The organism is Kluyvera genomosp. 2 (assembly GCF_036759865.1).
GTDB classification, from domain to species: Bacteria; Pseudomonadota; Gammaproteobacteria; order Enterobacterales; family Enterobacteriaceae; genus Kluyvera; species Kluyvera ascorbata_B.
Window position 1 is genome coordinate 75,151 of the sequence record NZ_JAPKIA010000014.1, and the last position, 18,288, is coordinate 93,438.

16 protein-coding genes are annotated in these 18,288 nt (G+C 56.0%); 5 read left to right on the forward strand and 11 right to left on the reverse strand.

Translation table 11 applies throughout. From position 1 onward, the window contains the following. Positions 1–113: 113 nt before the first annotated feature. The 3 genes from rsuA (at position 114) to V6942_RS16020 (ending at position 2,697) form a co-directional block, all read left to right on the forward strand. Positions 114–821 (forward strand): 16S rRNA pseudouridine(516) synthase RsuA, encoded by a 708-nt coding sequence (gene rsuA, locus V6942_RS16010; RefSeq protein ID WP_106924375.1) that lies wholly within the window; start codon positions 114–116, stop codon positions 819–821. A 21-nt stretch (positions 822–842) separates the two neighbouring features. After that, positions 843–2,039 (forward strand): Bcr/CflA family multidrug efflux MFS transporter, encoded by a 1,197-nt coding sequence (locus tag V6942_RS16015; RefSeq protein WP_106924376.1) that lies wholly within the window; start codon positions 843–845, stop codon positions 2,037–2,039. 316 nt (positions 2,040–2,355) lie between these two features. Further along, entirely contained in the window at positions 2,356–2,697 is a 342-nt protein-coding gene (locus V6942_RS16020; protein ID WP_106924377.1) for a YejG family protein, read from the forward strand. Between the two features lie 3 nt (positions 2,698–2,700). Here the strand turns inward: V6942_RS16020 and yejF are convergent, their stop codons facing one another. From yejF to V6942_RS16065, 9 genes are all read right to left on the reverse strand, one after another. Beyond that, a complete protein-coding gene (gene yejF, locus V6942_RS16025; protein WP_333501476.1) occupies positions 2,701–4,290 on the reverse strand; it encodes a microcin C ABC transporter ATP-binding protein YejF in 1,590 nt (529 codons plus the stop codon). Between the two features lies 1 nt (position 4,291). Beyond that, positions 4,292–5,314: a microcin C ABC transporter permease gene (locus V6942_RS16030; protein WP_333501477.1), complete on the reverse strand. Its 1,023-nt coding sequence runs from the start codon at positions 5,312–5,314 to the stop codon at positions 4,292–4,294. 2 nt (positions 5,315–5,316) lie between these two features. After that, on the reverse strand, positions 5,317–6,408 hold the full coding sequence (locus V6942_RS16035) for a microcin C ABC transporter permease YejB (RefSeq protein ID WP_333501478.1): 1,092 nt from the start codon (positions 6,406–6,408) through the stop codon (positions 5,317–5,319). 9 nt (positions 6,409–6,417) lie between these two features. Beyond that, positions 6,418–8,238 (reverse strand): extracellular solute-binding protein, encoded by a 1,821-nt coding sequence (locus tag V6942_RS16040; RefSeq protein ID WP_333501479.1) that lies wholly within the window; start codon positions 8,236–8,238, stop codon positions 6,418–6,420. A gap of 68 nt (positions 8,239–8,306) precedes the next feature. Next, a complete protein-coding gene (locus tag V6942_RS16045; protein ID WP_333501480.1) occupies positions 8,307–9,872 on the reverse strand; it encodes a cyclic di-GMP phosphodiesterase in 1,566 nt (521 codons plus the stop codon). Positions 9,873–9,995: 123 nt separating this feature from the next. Beyond that, entirely contained in the window at positions 9,996–10,568 is a 573-nt protein-coding gene (mepS, locus tag V6942_RS16050; protein WP_106924382.1) for a bifunctional murein DD-endopeptidase/murein LD-carboxypeptidase, read from the reverse strand. 419 nt (positions 10,569–10,987) lie between these two features. After that, entirely contained in the window at positions 10,988–11,704 is a 717-nt protein-coding gene (locus V6942_RS16055) for a phosphatase PAP2 family protein (RefSeq protein ID WP_181357951.1), read from the reverse strand. Positions 11,705–11,748: 44 nt separating this feature from the next. Continuing rightward, a complete protein-coding gene (locus V6942_RS16060) occupies positions 11,749–12,726 on the reverse strand; it encodes a GTP-binding protein (RefSeq protein ID WP_333501481.1) in 978 nt (325 codons plus the stop codon). A gap of 119 nt (positions 12,727–12,845) precedes the next feature. Further along, on the reverse strand, positions 12,846–14,312 hold the full coding sequence (locus V6942_RS16065; protein ID WP_333501482.1) for a fructuronate reductase: 1,467 nt from the start codon (positions 14,310–14,312) through the stop codon (positions 12,846–12,848). A gap of 205 nt (positions 14,313–14,517) precedes the next feature. Here V6942_RS16065 and uxuA point away from each other — a divergent pair, with 205 nt between their 5' ends. After that, positions 14,518–15,708 (forward strand): mannonate dehydratase, encoded by a 1,191-nt coding sequence (gene uxuA, locus V6942_RS16070; protein WP_106924385.1) that lies wholly within the window; start codon positions 14,518–14,520, stop codon positions 15,706–15,708. 195 nt (positions 15,709–15,903) lie between these two features. On the opposite strand, the gene yeiP is transcribed toward uxuA, so the two are convergent. Further along, a complete protein-coding gene (gene yeiP / locus V6942_RS16075) occupies positions 15,904–16,476 on the reverse strand; it encodes an elongation factor P-like protein YeiP (RefSeq protein WP_106924386.1) in 573 nt (190 codons plus the stop codon). Between the two features lie 153 nt (positions 16,477–16,629). On the opposite strand from yeiP, the gene V6942_RS16080 reads away from it, so the two are divergent. Beyond that, the gene (locus V6942_RS16080) at positions 16,630–16,884 is read left to right on the forward strand and encodes a YkgJ family cysteine cluster protein (RefSeq protein ID WP_106924387.1); all 255 of its coding nucleotides are present in this window, start codon (positions 16,630–16,632) and stop codon (positions 16,882–16,884) included. Here the strand turns inward: V6942_RS16080 and setB are convergent. Beyond that, positions 16,881–18,062: a sugar efflux transporter SetB gene (setB, locus tag V6942_RS16085; RefSeq protein WP_106924388.1), complete on the reverse strand. Its 1,182-nt coding sequence runs from the start codon at positions 18,060–18,062 to the stop codon at positions 16,881–16,883. The two genes, V6942_RS16080 and setB, sit on opposite strands and share 4 nt — an antisense overlap. Positions 18,063–18,288: the final 226 nt, after the last annotated feature.

Here is an 18,288-nt window from a genome sequence, read left to right on the forward strand (position 1 = left end):
TGAATCTTTTCGCTTGAGTGGGATAACAAGCCCGTTATACTTAACGATTGTTACTACTCCTTTTGCGGACGTTTCGTCCGGCACCCGGCACTATTACAGGCTAAAAATACTTCATGCGACTTGATAAGTTTATCGCTCAGCAACTCGGCGTCAGCCGTGCTATTGCCGGGCGTTTGATCCGCGGGCACCACGTGACCGTTGATGACGAAGTGGTACGCGATACCGCCTTCAAACTGCAACCCGAACATAGCGTGGCCTATGAAGGCAATTCGCTGACGCAGCAGAGCGGCCCGCGCTATTTTATGCTCAACAAGCCTCAGGGCTATGTCTGCTCAACCGAAGATCCGGATCACCCGACGGTGCTGTATTTCCTTGATGAACCGGTAGCGCACAAGCTGCATGCTGCGGGGCGTCTGGATATCGACACGACCGGGCTGGTGCTGATGACCGACGACGGTCAATGGTCTCATCGCATCACCTCGCCGCGTCACCACTGCGAAAAAACCTATCTGGTGACGCTGGAAAACCCGGTAAGCGATGATACCGCCGCGCAGTTTGCCAAAGGTGTGCAGCTGCACAATGAAAAAGATCTCACCAAACCCGCCGTGCTGGAAGTGGTGACGCCTACTGAAGTGCGTCTGACCATCAGCGAAGGCCGTTACCACCAGGTAAAACGGATGTTTGCCGCCGTGGGCAACCACGTCGTAGGGCTGCATCGTGAACGCATCGGCGAGATAGCCCTCGACCCCACGCTGGAGCCAGGGGAATACCGCCCATTAACCGCAGAAGAAATCGCCAGCGTTGGCGCCCCAATGCGCTAACCCACTCATTAGAGGTAGATTGTGACGTCCAGGCCGCGCTCGTCGTTAAAGATTGTTTTTATTCTTGGCCTTCTGGCCATGTTAATGCCGCTGTCGATCGACATGTACCTTCCGGCGCTGCCGGTCATTTCCGCGCAGTTTGGCGTTCCGGCCGGCAGCGCGCAGATGACCCTCAGCACCTATATTCTCGGCTTTGCGCTTGGCCAGTTGCTGTATGGCCCGATGGCCGATAGCCTGGGACGCAAGCCGGTGATCCTCGGCGGCACGCTGATCTTTGCCGCGGCGGCGGTGGCCTGTGCGCTAGCACCGACAATCGACTACCTCATCACCACGCGTTTCTTCCACGGTCTGGCGGCGGCAGCGGCAAGCGTGGTGATAAACGCCCTGATGCGCGATATTTATCCAAAAGAAGAGTTCTCGCGCATGATGTCGTTTGTCATGCTGGTGACCACCATCGCGCCGCTGGTGGCGCCGATGGTCGGCGGTGCGGTACTGGTGTGGTTTAGCTGGCATGCAATCTTCTGGATTCTGGCGTTAGCGGCGCTGCTGGCGTCGGCGATGATCTACTTCTTTATCGATGAAACGCTGCCGGTTGAGCGGCGTCAGCCGTTTCGCCTAAGCACCACGCTCGGCAACTTTGCTTCGCTGTTCCGCCACAAGCGGGTGCTGGCGTACATGCTGGCTAGCGGCTTTAGCTTTGCGGCAATGTTCTCGTTCCTGAGCGCCGGGCCGTTTGTTTACATCGAGTTGAACCACGTTTCGCCGCAGCACTTTGGCTATTATTTCGCGCTGAACATCGTTTTCCTCTTTATTACTACCACGATCAACAGCCGCTTCGTCCGCCGGGTGGGGGCGCTATGGATGTTCCGCGCCGGGCTGCTGATTCAGTTTGCGATGGCTATCTGGATGGTGGTCACCGCGCTGCTGGACGTCGGCTTCTGGTCGCTGGTGCTGGGGATTGCGGCGTTTATCGGCTGCGTGTCGATGGTTTCTTCTAACGCCATGGCGGTCATTCTTGATGAGTTTCCGCATATGGCCGGTACGGCCTCTTCGCTGGCTGGCACCTTCCGCTTCGGTATCGGCGCCATTGTGGGTGCGCTGCTGTCGATGGCCACCTTTACCACCGCCTGGCCGATGCTCATTTCCATTGCGCTCTGCGCCTCCTGTTCCATCCTCTTCTATCTCTACGCCAGTCGACCGCGCAAAGCGTCGCACTAGTCAGCTTTTTGCAGGGGCGAAATACGCCCCTTTGTTGATACATATCAACAGAAATTGCATTGCCGCTGGGGTGTAATGTTTCTTTTATGTAAAATCCATTAATGTAAAAAGTCACATTGTTGTAGATAAAAAGATTGCGTTAGATCACAGATACGGGTACATATAGCGCGCAAATGCATCAGTACACCGAATGATGTCGTAAGAAGAATGTTGAATGCAGGCGTTTTTTTGCTGGATGCAGGACGATTTGTCAACAATGTGTTAATATGGATGTGAAATAATTGTGAAGCACTGTTGCTTCCGGGGAAAGAACGTAATGACATTACAGCTATCAATCGTACATCGACTGCCGCAGGACTATCGCTGGTCTGCGGGTTTTGCAGGTTCCAAAGTTGAACCGATTCCGCAAAATGGCACGGCGGGCGAAAACGCGCTGGTGGCGCTCAAGCTTTTAAGTCCGGACGGCGACAGCGCCTGGCCGGTGATGCACTCGCTTAGCCAGGCGCTCACGGATATCTCCGTCGACTGCTCCGTGCTGGAGTGCGAAGGCGAGCCGTGCCTGTTTGTGAAGCGCCAGGACGAATTTGCCGCGACCTGCCGTCTGAAAAACTTTGGCGTCGCCATTGCTGAGCCGTTTTCCGGTAACAATCCGTTTTAACCGTCAGCTCAGCGCGATGAGCTGACGCGTATACGCCTGCCTGGGTTCGGTAAAAACGCGCCGACATTCACCCTGCTCGACAACCTCTCCCTGCCGCAACACGATGACCTGGTGGCACAGCGATCGGACAACCTGCAAATCGTGGCTGATAAAGATATAGGCCAGACCATGCTTTTCCTGTAACGCCTTGAGCAGCGCCAGGATCTGTGACTGAACGGTGCGATCGAGCGATGAGGTGGGTTCGTCCAGCACGATCAGCTGCGGTTTGAGGATTAGCGCCCGCGCGATGGCGATGCGCTGCCGTTGCCCGCCGGAAAAAGCCGCCGGGTAGCGCTGGCGGGTGTCGGGATCTAACCCCACTTCCTGCATGACGTGGATAACCTGCTGTTCGCGTTCGGCCGACGACAGCGACGGCTGGTGCACCCGCAGACCTTCCTCAATAATCTGTAGCGCGGTCAGCCGCGGGTTGAGCGACGAATTGGGGTCCTGAAATACCACCTGAATACGATGGCGTAGCGGTAGCATCTGCTGGCGATTGCGCCCCTGAAGGGCTTCACCGGTGAAGCGAATCTCACCCTGAGAAGCAATCAGCCGCAGCAGCGCCAGCCCGGTCGTACTTTTACCTGAACCCGATTCCCCTACCAGACCCAGCGTTTCACCGGCTCGCAGAGTAAAGCTCAGGTTTTTCACCACCTGATTCTGGTCAACGATCCGCCGTAGAATGCCTTTACGCACAGGAAATGCCACGCTGAGCTGATTCACTTCGAGTAGCGGCACGGCGTCCGGGGGAAGGGCGCAGGGCTCGCCGGTGGGCTCGCTGTCGAGCAGCCTGCGGGTGTACGGATGCTGGGGGGCTGCGAACAGCGCCGTTGATGCGTTTTGTTCAACGCAGCGTCCGTGCTGCATCACCGCCACCCGGTCGGCCAATTTGCGCACGATGCTCAGGTTATGCGTAATGAACAATAGCCCCATATTGAGCTCCGCGCGCAGCTCGCGCAGCAGCTGAAGAATTTGCGCCTGTACCGAAACGTCCAGCGCGGTGGTGGGCTCATCGGCAATCAGCAGCTCCGGGCGGGTGAGAAGGGCCATGGCAATCATTACCCGCTGACGTTCGCCGCCGGAAAGCTGGTGCGGGTAGTCCGCCAGCCGTTTTAAAGCATGACGGATGCCAACGCGCTCCAGGCAGTCGAGAATTTCGCCGCGCGCTGCCTCTTTACGCATCCCTCGGTGCAGCGACAGCACCTCGCCGAGCTGTTTTTCCAGCGTGTGCAGCGGATTTAACGACACCATCGGTTCCTGGAAGATCATGGCGATGCGGTTTCCGCGCACCCCGCGCAGGGTTTGCGGGCTGGCATGGAGCAGCGACTCGCCGGCAAAGCGGATATCACCGGTCGGATAGCTGACCGGTGGCTCCGGTAGCAGGCGCAGAATGGACAGCGCCGAGACGCTTTTCCCTGAACCCGATTCACCGACCAGCGCCAGCGTTTCACCGGCGTTCAGCGACAGCGAGAGCTGCTCGACGACGGTGGTGGTCACACCCTGCTGGCGAAAGGCGATAGAAAGGTTGTCGATTTCCAGAAGTGGCTGCTGCATCTTATACCGCCTTAGAAGGATCGCAGGCATCGCGCACCGCTTCACCGATAAAAATCAGCAGCGACAGCAGGACGGCGACGCAAAGAAAACCGGCGATCCCAAGCCAGGGGGCCTGTAGATTATTTTTGCCCTGTAACAGCAGTTCACCCAATGAAGGCGAGCCGAGCGGCAGCCCAAAGCCGAGAAAATCCAGCGAGGTGAGGGTGGTAATGGAGCTACAGAGAATAAACGGAATAAAGGTCAGGGTGGCGACCATCGCATTGGGCAGCATATGGCGCAGGATAATACTGCGGTCGCCCACGCCCAGCGCCTGGGCCGCGCGGATATAGTCGAAGTTACGGGTACGCAAAAACTCCGCCCGCACTACCCCAACCAGCGACATCCAGCCGAACAGCACGGTGATGGCCAACAGCCACCAGAAGTTGGGCTGTACGACGCTTGATAGCAGGATTATCAGAAACAGCGTCGGCATTCCCGACCATACCTCAATAAAACGCTGGCCCCAGAGGTCGACGCGCCCGCCATAGTAGCCCTGAATCGCGCCGACGAGCACGCCCATGACGCTGGAGCAGACGGTCAGAATCAGACCAAACAGCAGCGAGATACGGGTTCCGTAAAGAATGCGCGCCAGCACGTCGCGACCATTGGCGTCGGTGCCCAGCCAGTTCTGCCGCGACGGCGGCGACGGGAAGGGGGTCGTGGTGGCGTAGTTAATGCTGCTGGCGCCAAAACGCACCGGGGCCCACAGCACCCAGCCGTTTTGCGCCAGACGCTGCTGGAGCCACGGATCCTGGTAGTCGGCGGCAGTGGCAAACGCGCCGCCGAAGGTTTTTTCACTGTAGGTTTTCAATACCGGTGTATACAGGCTGCCCTGATAGCTCACCAGCAGCGGCCGATCGTTGGCGATCAGCTCTGCACACAGGCTGCAGATAAAGAGTGCCAGAAAAATCCACAGCGACCAGTAGCCACGGCGGTTGTGGCAAAAGCGCGCCCAGCGTGCCTGATTAACGGAGCTTAGGGTCATGACTAGCGGCCCTCAAAATCAATACGGGGATCGACCAGCGTATAGCTGATGTCACTGACGATATTCAGCAGCAGGCCTATCAGAGTAAAGATATACAGCGTGCCGAACATGACCGGATAATCGCGTGAGACGGTCGCCTCATAGCCCAGCAGACCCAGGCCGTTCAGCGAGAACATCACCTCAATCAGCAACGAACCGGTGAAGAACATGCTGATAAAGGTCGCGGGGAAGCCAGCGATCACCAGCAGCATGGCGTTGCGAAAGATGTGCTTCCACAGAATTTGCCGCTCGCTGACGCCTTTCGCCCGTGCCGTGACCACGTACTGCTTGCGGATTTCATCAAGAAAAGCGTTCTTGGTCAGCATGGTCAGCGCGGCAAAGCCGCCGATGACCGTTGCCAGCACCGGTAGCGTAATGTGCCAAAGATAGTCGGTGATTTTCTGATACCACGGCAGGGCAGCGAAATTCGCCGACACCAGCCCACGCAGCGGGAAAATATCGTAGTAGCTGCCGCCAGCGAACAACACGATCAGGACGATGGCGAACAGAAACGCCGGAATGGCGTAGCCGATAATAATCCCGGTACTGCTCCAGATATCGAAGCGGCTACCGTTATACACCGCTTTGCGGATGCCGAGCGGTATCGAGACCAGGTAGATGATCAAGGTGCTCCAGAGCCCCAGCGTCACCGATACCGGCAGGCTCTCTTTCATCAGTTGCATCACTGAGGCATTGCGGAACAGGCTGTTGCCAAAATCGAAGCGCAGATAGTCACCGAGCATCTTGAAGTAACGCTCGTGCAGCGGTTTATCAAAGCCGTAGCGCTGGGTGATTTCAGCAATCACTTCAGGGTCGAGGCCGCGGCCGCCACGATACTGGCTTTCGGCAATATTGCTGACCCCCGCGCGCGACTGGCCGCCGCCCATACCGCCTCCGCCGCCGGGCAGGCTGCCCTGCTGACCAAACTCTACTGCGGCAATGGCCTGATCGACCGGGCCGCCGGGGGCGATTTGCACAATAAAGAAGTTCAGCGTGATGATGGCCCACAGGGTTGGGATAATCAGCAGCAGTCGACGTACCAAATAGGCGGCCATGTTCTCTCCTTAGCGTCGGGAGGCGGGCAGACGCGCCGCTTTATTGACGTCATACCACCAGGTGTCGAAGCCGGGGGCATCGATGCCGGCGTTATACAGCGGATGTACGGCCGGGTAGGCGAACTTATCCCAGTAGGCGGTGCGGCTGCCCGACATATACCACATCGGCAGCATGTAATAGTTCCAGGTTAACACTCGGTCAAGCGCGCGGCCAAGCGGCACCAGCTTTTGCTTGTTACCCTGCCAGCGGATGATCTGGTCAATCAGGCTGTCGATCGCCGGGCTGGCGACGCCGGGGGCGTTGTAGGACGAGTTGATATAGGCTGATGACCACGAAATCTGTAAATCCCCACTGGGCCACGGCATCGCTCGCCATAGCCGTGGCATCATGTCGTAGTCGCGGCTACGCATGCGGTTAGTGACCTGCGAGATATCGGTCTGGCGGACATCCATCGTAATGCCCAGGCGCTGTAAATTATGCTGGAATGGCATCACCCACTGGTCGTTACCGCCGGACGGCAGCAGCAGCTCAAAACGCAGGGGCTGGCCGGTTTTTTCGTTGACCCGCTGTTGGCCTTTCAGCACCCAGCCCGCCTCGTTCAACAACTGTCCTGCTTGCAGCAGGTTTTGGCGATCGAAACCGTCGCCGCGTGAGGTGGGTGGCTGATAAATAGCGCTGAATACCTCCGGCGGCAGCGCGTCTTTAAGCGGCCCCAGCAGGATTAACTCGTCGGCGGTCGGGTAGCCGCGGGCGGCGTATTCGGTGTTCTGAAAATAGCTATTGGGGCGGCTGTAGGCGTTGTAGAACAACGCTTTGTTCATCCACTCAAAATCAAACGCCATGCTTACCGCCTGACGCACTCGCCGGTCGGCGAATACGGGACGCTGGATATTAAATGCCAGCCAGCGGGTATCCTGTGCAGCATCGTTTTTCTGTTCATTCTTGACGATATAGCCGCTGGCGAAGTTTTTGCCGATATAGCGGGTTGCCCAGTTTTTGGCGCTGCTTTCGGTGCGTACATCGTAGGCACCTGCCTTAAAGGCTTCGAACGCGACGTTATCGTCGAGATAATAATCGTAGCGCAGCGAGTCAAAATTCCAGCGCCCGCGGTTTACCGCTAAATCGGCACCCCAATAGTCTTTCACGCGGGAGTAAATAATATACTGCCCCATTTTCCAACCGCTGATGCGGTAGGGACCGCTGGCCAGCGGCGGTGTGCTTAAGGGATCGCTCAGTTTATGATCTTTCCAGAACGCTTCCGGTAGGATGGGCAGGGTAAACAGCCCCAGCATGTCCTCTTTGCCGGGTTTGGCCAGCACAATGCGTACGGTGAGCGGGGCAATCGCTTTAACGGTGGTGCCTTTATAGATCAGCCGAAACTGCGGTACGCCTTCCGTCATGAATTTCTGGAAGGTGAACGCGACATCGCGGGCGGTTATCGGGCTGCCGTCATGAAAACGTGCGCGCGGGTTAAGCGTCAGCTCCACCCACGAAAAATCATCGGCATAGCGTGCATGCTCGGCAACCAGCGGGTAGTAGCTACCCGGCTCGTCGTCAGAGGTGGTGTATAGCGCATCGTACAGCGATTCGGTACGGACGGCGGCATTGCCGCGCAGAGCGTAACGGTTAAAGTTATCGAAGGTGCCGATGGCCGCCAGCGTGACGTTTCCCCCCTTCGGTGCCGCGGGATTGACGTAATCGAAATGATGGAAGTCGATAGGGTATTTCGGCTCGCCGATCACCGCAAACGCGAAGCTTTCTTTTATCGCCTGCGCCTGCGTCGAGAAAGCGCACAGCAGCAGGGCAAAACAGATACGCGCTACGATCACAATAGGGGCACCCCGCGATGAAACAGCTTGATTGAACACACCTTTTATCACGAAATCTTAATAGACCGTCAATCTTGTGTGAAATACTTTGCGGGCTTACGGTATTCCGCCATCAGGTCGTTGAGCGCCAGCGGGCGGCTTATCAGGTAGCCCTGGAGGTAATTGACGCCGTGGTCCCGCAGCCACGCGGCCTGTTCTTCGGTTTCAACCCCTTCGGCCACGGTGACAATATTCAGCCTCCGGGTTAGCGTCAGCACGGCATCGAGTACCGGGGACGTAATGGTCTCGCGACCAATTGCGCTCACAAAACCGCGGTCGATTTTCAGGTAATCGAGGGTAAAGCGCTCAAGGTAGATGAGGGCGCTGTGGCCGGTGCCGAAATCATCAATTGCCACTTCAATGCCTTCACTGCGCAGCCAGGAAAACAGGCTCATCGCCTTTTCCTGGTGCAGCATGTCGCGTTCGGTAATCTCCAGTACCAGCTGGAAGTAGTTATCCGGCAGGCTGGCCGACAGCTTGCGTATATCCTGCTGGAAGCTCTCGGCGTGCAGATGCCCCGGCGCGATGTTGATACCAAGTTTGGCTCCCGGCGGCAGAATGTCTTTTAGCGTCTGCGCATCGGCGGCAATCAGCTCGAACAGATGCTGTGTCAGGGGCACAATCAGGTTCTGCGCTTCGGCAAAGCTGATAAAAGCATCCGGCGGAATATTGCCCGCCGTTGGGTGTGACCAGCGCATCAGCGCCTCGACGCCGCCAATCTGCTGATTTTTAGCATTCACGACCGGCTGATAAACCACGTAAAACTGGCGATGCTTAATGGCGGAAAGAATCTCTTTTCCCGGCCGCGAGCGGATGGTCAGGATATAGAAGCACAGCATGCCGCCAATCAGCCCACAGGCCAGACCTAATAGCAGGGCATACAGCGAGTTATCGGTGCTGGAGGCGTTGCTGTACAGATACACTTCCAGCGGGACGCCCTTGATTTTCACGTGCCGAACCGGGGTATCGGTAATTTCGCTCAACGCGATAGGTTTGCTGCTAAACGTGGAAATGGCCGTCTTACCGTTCACCACCAGTGCCACGCCGTTGTAGGGCGTTTGTTTCGATGAGTAGAGCACCCACGGCATTAAGTTGGCGTTAATTGAGGCGAAAACGCCGCGATTTTCCAGCAGCGGGCTTTTGACCCACAGCACAAAGGCCGGAGTGGTCGGCATCATCGGCGTGCCGGAGAGGATCCCCATCACGTGGTTTTTGCTCAGGTCGAGATCCGGAACCAGATCCTTAAGCGGCATCGACATCGGCCCGGTCGCAGAGGAACAGTAGGCGACGTGGTTTTTTACCAGCAGAAAGGCGCGCACGTTCATACTAAAGGCGGCCCGGGCGGTCAGTTCTGAAGAGACCTCTTCACAGGCGTTCACCGTGAGCGGCTGGAGCGAATCGATGGTGACGAGGATTTGGCTGAAATAGCTGTTCAGGTAGTTTTGCAGGCTTGAGATGGTAGTATCAAACTGCTCGGAACGGCGATGATGAAAAATAGAAAACTGCGCCACCCCGGCAACCAGGGCAATCAGTAGCCCAGCAATAATGCTGGTGAATACAATTCGGCGGTTAATTGATGAGTAACGGGTAAACATGCAACTTCTCTATGCTACGGAACTCTAAAGAAAAGAATACTGATGAAGCATAAAAAAAGCACTGCCAGAGCAGTGCTTTTTTTATGCTTACCGCCAGCCAAGGGAAACCGGCGGTAAGGGCCATTACGAACGGCTCAACACGCGGCGAGCTTCGTTGTAACGCTTGTTCCAGTATGGCTCATTCATGCTGGAAATGGTCACACCGCTGCTGGTGGATGCATGAACGAACTGGTTGTTACCAATATAAATGCCAACGTGACGGCCGGTTGAGCCTGCGCGGAACAGTACTAAGTCACCGGTACGAAGCTGACTGCGCGAAACGGATTTGCCCGTTTCCTGCTGCTCCCAGGTGGAGCGCGGCAGCTCTAAACCAAACTGTTCGCGGAAGGTGCGCTGGACGAAGCTGGAGCAGTCGATGCCGCGTTTGGTGTCGCCACCCAGACGGTAACGGACGCCTTTCCAGCCTGCGTATTGCTCCATCAGACGTGATTTCACGTCGAGGTTACGCACCATACTTTCAAATTCATCCTGAGAGGCTTGCAGTGAAGAGGTATCACCGCTACCCACACCAAGCGTCTCAGAATGCATATTCTTTGCGGTATTACCGGTTGAACTACAGGCAGAAAGCAGAACCGCAACTGCTACTGCTGGAATCGCTCGCAAGATATATCTCAAAATCGGCTGAGATTTGACCATTTTCGTTGTTTTCCCTTGAAGTCCTTAACGACCGTAGCCGTTATAAAAAATGCCAAACGCGTCTGAGACTAAATACACGCAATCAATGAGACAATTCTTTGAATTCAGTTTTGTGGCGCAGCGCACAAACTTTAATTTAAGAACGCAATAATTGCCCTTCGAAGCGACAAACGCGAATGAGATTACCTTAACGAAAGCGGCATTGCGAGCGCTTTTGCCCTATTTTTTATAAGAAATAGTGATACACAAAGTTAAAATTTGTGAATGGGTAAAAAAACGCCTGCAGTGGACAGAAAATGGGCAACTCATTCATTATTCTGGTGAATATTGTGACCGGAAGATTACATTGATAAAAAATATATAAGAAATGAAAAAGAGGGCCGTGGCCCTCTCTTTGCTGTGTCAGACACAATGGTTATTTAGTGACCTAATTTCAGTTTGGCGAAATTGGGTAAATTTCGCTCAAATAGCGAAATGAGGGTATCGCTTAATGGCGTCATTAACACCCACGGTACGCCAATCAGTACGGCGGTGAGCGAGCCGACGGCGATATCGGTAAACCAGTGGGCGCCGATCATTACGCGCGGGAAAGCGAAAACCACAAAAATAACCAGTGAAATAGCGAACGCTTTACGACCAAAATAGCGCCACATGAAGGTGGCAAATATCAGCAGCATCATTCCGTGGTCGCCGGGGAAACTGTCGCGTGAACCGTCTTTGGTGGAGAAGGCAATAAAATCGCTGACGCGGTGTACGCCGGGGACGGAAACCGATGGGCTGCTACGGGTGACCGGCATCAGATGCTGGGCCAGCTGATTAATGATGACCGCCGCCAGCAGCATGACCAGGCCAATAATGACGATACGTCGACGGCCTTCGCCGTTTTCTTTAACCCAGAAGCTCAGCATCAGGCAGCCCATTGCCAGCAGCGAACAGCCGTCGAACGCGCGGTTGTTAATAATGGCTAAAAACCACGCATAGCCGAGGTTATCCGGCGTTAACCCTTGATTAAATAATTGAAAAATAGCCAGGTCCGCGGTCGACCACAACCCGTGATTGGCAGGCAGATACCAGGACATAAATAACGCCACGCCGGCGGCGTTCAGTAACAAAATCAAGGGAAAACGTGTTCGCATTATCAAATTCACCGCAGTTAATCTCGCAGGAAACCTTAGCGGCATTACCCTAAACGAAGTTTCAACAGCGCGGATTGTAGTGCATTCCAGTCGCACTGCGCGTCGTGAATGAGCTCGATTCGGCTGTCGGGCGGAGCGACATTCTGCGTTTCAATATGCAGATCGGCCCCCTGGCGGTTAATACGCACCAGGCCCTCAGGAATACGCATCACCGCTTTCAGCCTGGCGACCGGAGCCAGCCGCGCCCATTCGAGCAGGCCGATGGTATCAAAAGTGGTGTCGGCATCAAAAATCCAGCCGCAGGCATAGTAGCCCTGGCCCTCATTGACGCTGCGACGCCAGCGCTGGTGCGCCGGCAGGCTTAAGGCGGCCAGACCTTTGTTCGAGGGATGTGAATGCGCATGGGCGGCGCTGGCGCGCAGCTCGCTCAGGTTGTGGCGCGGGGTATCAAGCAGAGCAACATCAATATTGCCCTGCGTCGCTTCCACGTGCAGGCGCGTGCTGCCGTTATGCTGCCACCAGTCGGCCATTGCCCGCTGGCTTTCTGCCGTTGCGCGGTCGGCTTTGTTGCTGACGATGATGTCAGCCGCCGCCAGCTGATCGCGGAAGTTTTCGTTATGCAGGATTTTTTCATCCAGAAGCTGGCGCGGGTCTACCACACACAGCGTGGCGCGCAGGTCGATCCATGGCTCGTACACCGGGGCGGTCAGCAGATCGAGGATCTGCTTCGGGTGACCCAGACCCGTGGGCTCAATCAGCAGACGATCCGGTTTGCCCTGGCGCAGCAGCGTGTTTAATCCTACATGCATCGGCAGGCCGTTGACGCAGCACATGCAGCCACCGGGGATCTCTTTTAGCAATGCGCCGCTGTCGGCCAGCAGTGCGCCGTCGATACCGACTTCGCCAAATTCATTGACCAGCACGGCCCATTTTTCATCGGCGGGTTTATGTGCCAGCAGATGCAGAATCGAGGTGGTTTTACCGCTGCCGAGAAAGCCGGTGATCAGATTGGTTTTCGTCACGAGAGCTCCGGGATAAGAAAAAGTGTTAACGAGATCACTCTATCCTGACGAAAACGGGATGAAAAGAGAAGGGGAGAAGCGGGCCACGTGAAAATCGGCCCGCGTTATGGCAGGAAATGTTAACGGTTCAGCGCCGTCAGCACTGCCTGGCGTGCACCTTCGTGGACCAGGCTTTGCCATGCTTGTTCAACGGCTTGCACAAACAGTGGGTTGGCCGGCAGGTCGCTGCCGAAAACTTCCTGGAGCGTCAGCAGTGCGGTAACCCGGCTTTCGTCATCGCTGTTGGCAACGATGCCGCGAATTTTTTCCGCCAGCGGATCGCGCACATCTATTGGCTCGCCCGCATCGTCAATACCGCTGACGTAGCGCATCCAGCCAGCAACGCCCAGCGCCAGCAGCGGCCAACGGCTGCCGTTTTTCAGGTGAATACGAATACCGTCAAGCAGACGCTGCGGCAGTTTTTGGCTACCGTCCATGGCTATCTGCCAGGTGCGATGCTGCAACGCCGGGTTACTGAAGCGGTCGATCAGGCTATCGGCGTAGGCACCGAGATCGACGCCGGAAATGCTCAGCGTGGGGGCCTGTTCGGCCATCATCAGGTGGCGTGCGGCGCGGCGATAGGACGCGTCCTGCATACAGTCGCTGATGTGCGCGTAACCCGCCAGATAGCCCAGATAGGCAAGGAAGGAGTGGCTGCCGTTGAGCATACGCAGCTTCATCTCTTCCCACGGCAGCACGTTGTCGACCATTTGCGCGCCGACGCTACCCCAGTCGGGGCGACCGGCGACGAAGTTGTCTTCAATTACCCACTGAATAAACGGTTCGCAGCTGATAGCGCAGGGATCTTCAACGCCAAGTTCGCGGGTGATTTCAGCCAGTGAGGCGTCGGTGGCCGCCGGGACGATACGATCGACCATGGTGCCGGGGAAGCTGACGTGTTCAGCAATCCAGCTCGCCAGCTGCGGATCGCGGCGGGTCGCCATATCCAGCACGGCGTTTTTGACGACGTGGCCGTTATCCGGAATGTTGTCGCAGGAAAGCACGGTAAACGCCGGCAGGCCGCGCGCGCGGCGACGGTGCAGCGCTTCAACGAGGATCCCCGGCGCGGAATGCGGTTCGTCCGGCGATTGCAGATCGTGCACGATGCGCGGCTGGGTGAAATCGAGATGGCCGGTGGCCGGATCGAGGCAATACCCTTTTTCGGTAATGGTCAGCGAGACGATTGCCACCTGGGGTTCGCAGAATTTTTCGATAATGGCGGCGAGTGAATCCAGCTTTGCGTTCAGGCACTCATGGACCGCGCCGATAATAATCGGCTGGTTACCCGCCGCGCTTTTTTCCATCACGGTAAACAAATGATCCTGCTGACGCAGCTGACTCATCAGGACATCGCCGCTAAACAGGCTGATTTCGCAGATGCCCCAATCGCCGCCGTGCTGGTTGAGCACCCGGTCGGTTAACAGCGCCTGGTGCGCGCGGTGAAAGGCGCCAAAACCAAAGTGCACAATCCGCGAACGCAGCCTTTGTCTATCATATTGTGGGCGCTGCACGCTGTCAGGGAGGGGGCACGAGGCGATAGTCTTCATTGTTTACACATCCAATTAACGATTAATTAACCTGCGCAGTGTAAAGTTATATGACAACAAATTGAATTGGTGTGCCGTATTTATCCCGTTACTGTGAGCTGGATCAATCAATCCAGGCGGATTATTTGACGGTTTAGAATAAACATGTATGGTAGTCGTCATTAACGGTGATTTTATTGGTATAACAACTTTAGAGGTAGAGGCAATGGAACAAACCTGGCGTTGGTACGGCCCGAACGATCCGGTATCTCTTGATGATGTGCGTCAGGCTGGCGCAACCGGTGTAGTGACCGCATTGCACCACATTCCGAACGGTCAGGTATGGCCGGTTGAAGAAATTAAACAGCGTCAGGCGATGCTGGCTGAAAAAGGGCTGACCTGGTCCGTTGTTGAAAGTATCCCGGTTCACGAAGACATCAAAACCGGTTCTGGTCAGTACCAGACCTGGATTGCTAACTATCAGCAGAGCATCCGTAACCTGGCGGAATGCGGTATTGATACCGTGTGCTACAACTTTATGCCCATTCTCGACTGGACGCGTACCGACCTTGAGTACACGCTGGAAGACGGTTCGAAAGCGCTGCGTTTCGACCAGATTGCCTTCGCGGCCTTTGAACTGCACATCCTCAAGCGCGAAGGCGCTGAAGCGGACTACTCTGCGGAAGAGCAGCGTCAGGCGCTGGAATACTTCAACGCCATGAGCGAAGCGGACGTCACCAAGCTGACCCGCAACATCATCGCCGGTCTGCCGGGAGCGGAAGAGGGCTATACCCTTGACCAGTTCCGCGCGCGTCTGGCGGAGTATGACCACATCAGCAAAGATCAGCTGCGTGAAAATATGGCTGTCTTCCTGCGGGCGATCGTGCCGGTTGCGGAAGAAGTGGGCGTGCGCCTGGCGGTTCACCCTGACGATCCGCCGCGTCCGATCCTCGGCCTGCCGCGCATTGTGTCTACCATTGAAGATATGCAGTGGCTGAAAGAAACCGTTAACAGCATCAACAACGGTTTCACCATGTGCACCGGTTCTTACGGCGTGCGCGCGGATAACGACCTGGTGAAAATGATCGAAACCTTCGGCGACCGTATTCACTTCACGCACCTGCGCTCCACCTGCCGTGAAGATAACCCGAAAACCTTCCACGAAGCGGCCCACCTGCAGGGCGACGTGAACATGGTGGCGGTGGTTGACGCGATCCTCACCGAAGAGCAGCGTCGTAAGAAAGCCGGCGATCTGCGTCCGATTCCGATGCGTCCTGACCACGGTCACCAGATGCTGGACGATCTGAAGAAGAAAACCAACCCGGGCTACTCGGCGATTGGTCGCCTGAAAGGTCTGGCGGAAGTGCGCGGCGTTGAGCTGGCGCTGAAAATGACCAAGTTCCGCGACCTGCTGTAAACGCGATTTCCCTGTCCTGATTCTCTCCCTCTGAGGGGAGTGAATCGCCGCTGTGTCCTTGGGCCTCGAGGCGCGCAGCGTGCGATTTTCTTCCTCGCCCATCGGGGGAGGATCGGGGTGAGGGGAAATACGACACGCATAAAAAAGGACAGCCTGCCAGGCTGTCCTTTTTCTTTATTGTGCAAGAATCAGCGGTTAGTCCGCGCGGCCCATATAGCGTTTTTCTTCGATATGGATGCGGATTTTCTCACCGGAAGTCAGGTATTCAGGTACCTGGACAACCAGACCGGTGGTCAGGGTAGCCGGTTTTGTACGGGAACTGGCGGAAGCGCCTTTAATGCCCGGTGCGGTCTCGACAATTTCCAGGTCTACGGTCTGCGGCAGCTCAAGCGCCAGCACCTGGCCATCCCACAGCAGCACCTGCATGTCCGGCATTCCGCCTTCCGGGATAAACTGCAGTTCTTCCGCAATCTGGTCGTGGGAGAAAATGTACGGGGTATAGTCTTCTTTATCCATGAACACGTATTCGTTACCGTCGATATAAGAGAAATCGACGAAACGACGGTTCAGGGTGACGGTATCGACCATATCATCGCCTTTAAAGCGCTCTTCTACCTTCAGGCCGGTGCTGACATCGGAAAAACGCATTTTGTACAGCGTTGCGGCGCCGCGGGCGCTCGGTGACTGAATATCAATATTTTTTACAATCAGCAGCTTGCCGTTGTAATTCAGCACCATTCCTTTCTTAATTTCGTTCGCTCTTGGCATTGCAATTATCCTGTGAATAAGGGGTCTAAAATATCGCGTAAAAGTACTCGTGCCGGGCGTTTCAGGCAAGCGGAATTAAAGGCTTTTGCTATCTCTGACTAAAAGGTGGTACTGTGCGCCGCATCCACCTCTACACCAGAACAGAGAGCCTTGATGGAGTGTCGTCCGGACTGCGGGGCTTGCTGCACTGCTCCTTCTATTACCAGCCCTATTCCCGGCATGCCCAACGGCAAACCGGCCAATACGCCCTGCGTGCAGTTGGACGAACGCCAGCGCTGCAAAATCTTTGGCTCGCCTCTGCGCCCGAAGGTCTGTGCCGGGCTGCAGCCCGCGCGCGATATGTGCGGCGCAAACCGTGAAGAGGCGATGACCTGGTTACTGCATCTTGAGGCGCTGACCGCGCCTTAGACGTCTTTAATCCGCATCAGACAGACGATTGTTGCGGCACACAGGACCAGCGCAATCCAGAACACGGTGTGATAGTTCCAGATTTCGGCCACGATGCCCGCGAGTGAACCGGCAATAATCCAGCCGACGCGTGAGGTGTTGGCGTACAGCGTGGTAGCAGAGCCCGCCTGGCCTGGCATCAGATCCTGGAAATAGAGCATACCAATCCCGCCGAGAATACCGATATACACCGCGTTTAATAGCTGCATAGCGAGCAGCAGCGTCGGGCTGTTGAAGGTCAGCATACCGACATAGAAGAAGAGGCCCGCCACGGCGGCAACGCGCATCAGAAAGCGCTTGCCCAATCGCTTAGCAAAGTAGCCAGCAATCAACATCGTCGGAATTTCCAGCCCTGCGGCGGTGCCCATCATGATTCCTGCTAACTTCTCCGGCAGGTGCAGTTCGTTGATGATGTACAGCGGCATATTAATAATATACAGGCTGTTAGTCCCCCACATCAGGGTACAAATGACAAACAGCAGCAGCGCGTCTTTACGATTGGTGCGCGGAGCCTGAATAGCGCCGCCGATGGCGGTTGTTTCTTTGCGCATGGTGGGGAGAAACAGCCAGACCATGGCGCCGCAAACCACAAACGCTGCCGCCGCCGACAGATACATCACCGTGAAGCCGAACCCCATCGCCAGCGCATAGGCCAGCGGGGGCCCGATCACCCACGCCAGCGACACCTGCGCACGCATAATGGAGCTGAACATGACCGCTTCGCGACCGGTTTTATCGGCGTGCTCACGCGCCAGTGCAAACATCTGTGGGTTAGCGGTAGAGCCGAAGCTGCTCAGGAACACGCCGACAAACAGCAGAATAAAGTAGTTGCGGTTCCAGGCGAACAGCGCGCAGGCCAGCACCCCAAGCAGGCAGCAGAACACAATCAAATTTTTGCGATCGCCGCGCTTGTCGGACCATGAGGCGAGAAACTGGCTGACAAAAATACCAATAACCGCGCTGCCGGTAAAAAAGAAGCCGACCATCGCCGGACGAACGTGGACTTCGTTGCTGAGAAACAGGCTCAGCGTGGGCGTTTGCAGCGCACCGGCGATACCGGTCAAAAATGCGACAATCAGGAAGGATGAGGACGTGAAATCAAACGATCGCCGTGGGGCGGCGGCGGTACTGTTTTGCATGTTGTTTTATCGGTCACTGTAGGAGAGGCGGCGAGTTTACGCCGCGGCTCAGAAGATGAACAGTCACCTGAATCAAATTTGGCACGAAAAATTAAAAAAGCATTTCAAAAAACCAGCTTACATCATGCTGAAGTGGTTGATGGGAGCATCATCTCGCTTCAGCAAATGTGGCGTGAATGCTAATGAAATGTGCTGTAGATCTAATTTATGCAATCAAAATGTCAGC

Coding starts and splice junctions, on each gene's coding strand:
- V6942_RS16065 (WP_333501482.1), bottom strand. CDS start 14,312: ATGAAGACTATCGCCTCGTGCCCCCTCCCTGACAGCGTGCAGCGCCCA.
- V6942_RS16020 (WP_106924377.1), top strand. CDS start 2,356: ATGACATTACAGCTATCAATCGTACATCGACTGCCGCAGGACTATCGC.
- setB (WP_106924388.1), bottom strand. CDS start 18,062: ATGCAAAACAGTACCGCCGCCGCCCCACGGCGATCGTTTGATTTCACG.
- uxuA (WP_106924385.1), top strand. CDS start 14,518: ATGGAACAAACCTGGCGTTGGTACGGCCCGAACGATCCGGTATCTCTT.
- V6942_RS16030 (WP_333501477.1), bottom strand. CDS start 5,314: ATGACCCTAAGCTCCGTTAATCAGGCACGCTGGGCGCGCTTTTGCCAC.
- V6942_RS16045 (WP_333501480.1), bottom strand. CDS start 9,872: ATGTTTACCCGTTACTCATCAATTAACCGCCGAATTGTATTCACCAGC.
- mepS (WP_106924382.1), bottom strand. CDS start 10,568: ATGGTCAAATCTCAGCCGATTTTGAGATATATCTTGCGAGCGATTCCA.
- V6942_RS16055 (WP_181357951.1), bottom strand. CDS start 11,704: ATGCGAACACGTTTTCCCTTGATTTTGTTACTGAACGCCGCCGGCGTG.
- yejF (WP_333501476.1), bottom strand. CDS start 4,290: ATGCAGCAGCCACTTCTGGAAATCGACAACCTTTCTATCGCCTTTCGC.
- rsuA (WP_106924375.1), top strand. CDS start 114: ATGCGACTTGATAAGTTTATCGCTCAGCAACTCGGCGTCAGCCGTGCT.
- V6942_RS16080 (WP_106924387.1), top strand. CDS start 16,630: ATGGAGTGTCGTCCGGACTGCGGGGCTTGCTGCACTGCTCCTTCTATT.
- yeiP (WP_106924386.1), bottom strand. CDS start 16,476: ATGCCAAGAGCGAACGAAATTAAGAAAGGAATGGTGCTGAATTACAAC.
- V6942_RS16035 (WP_333501478.1), bottom strand. CDS start 6,408: ATGGCCGCCTATTTGGTACGTCGACTGCTGCTGATTATCCCAACCCTG.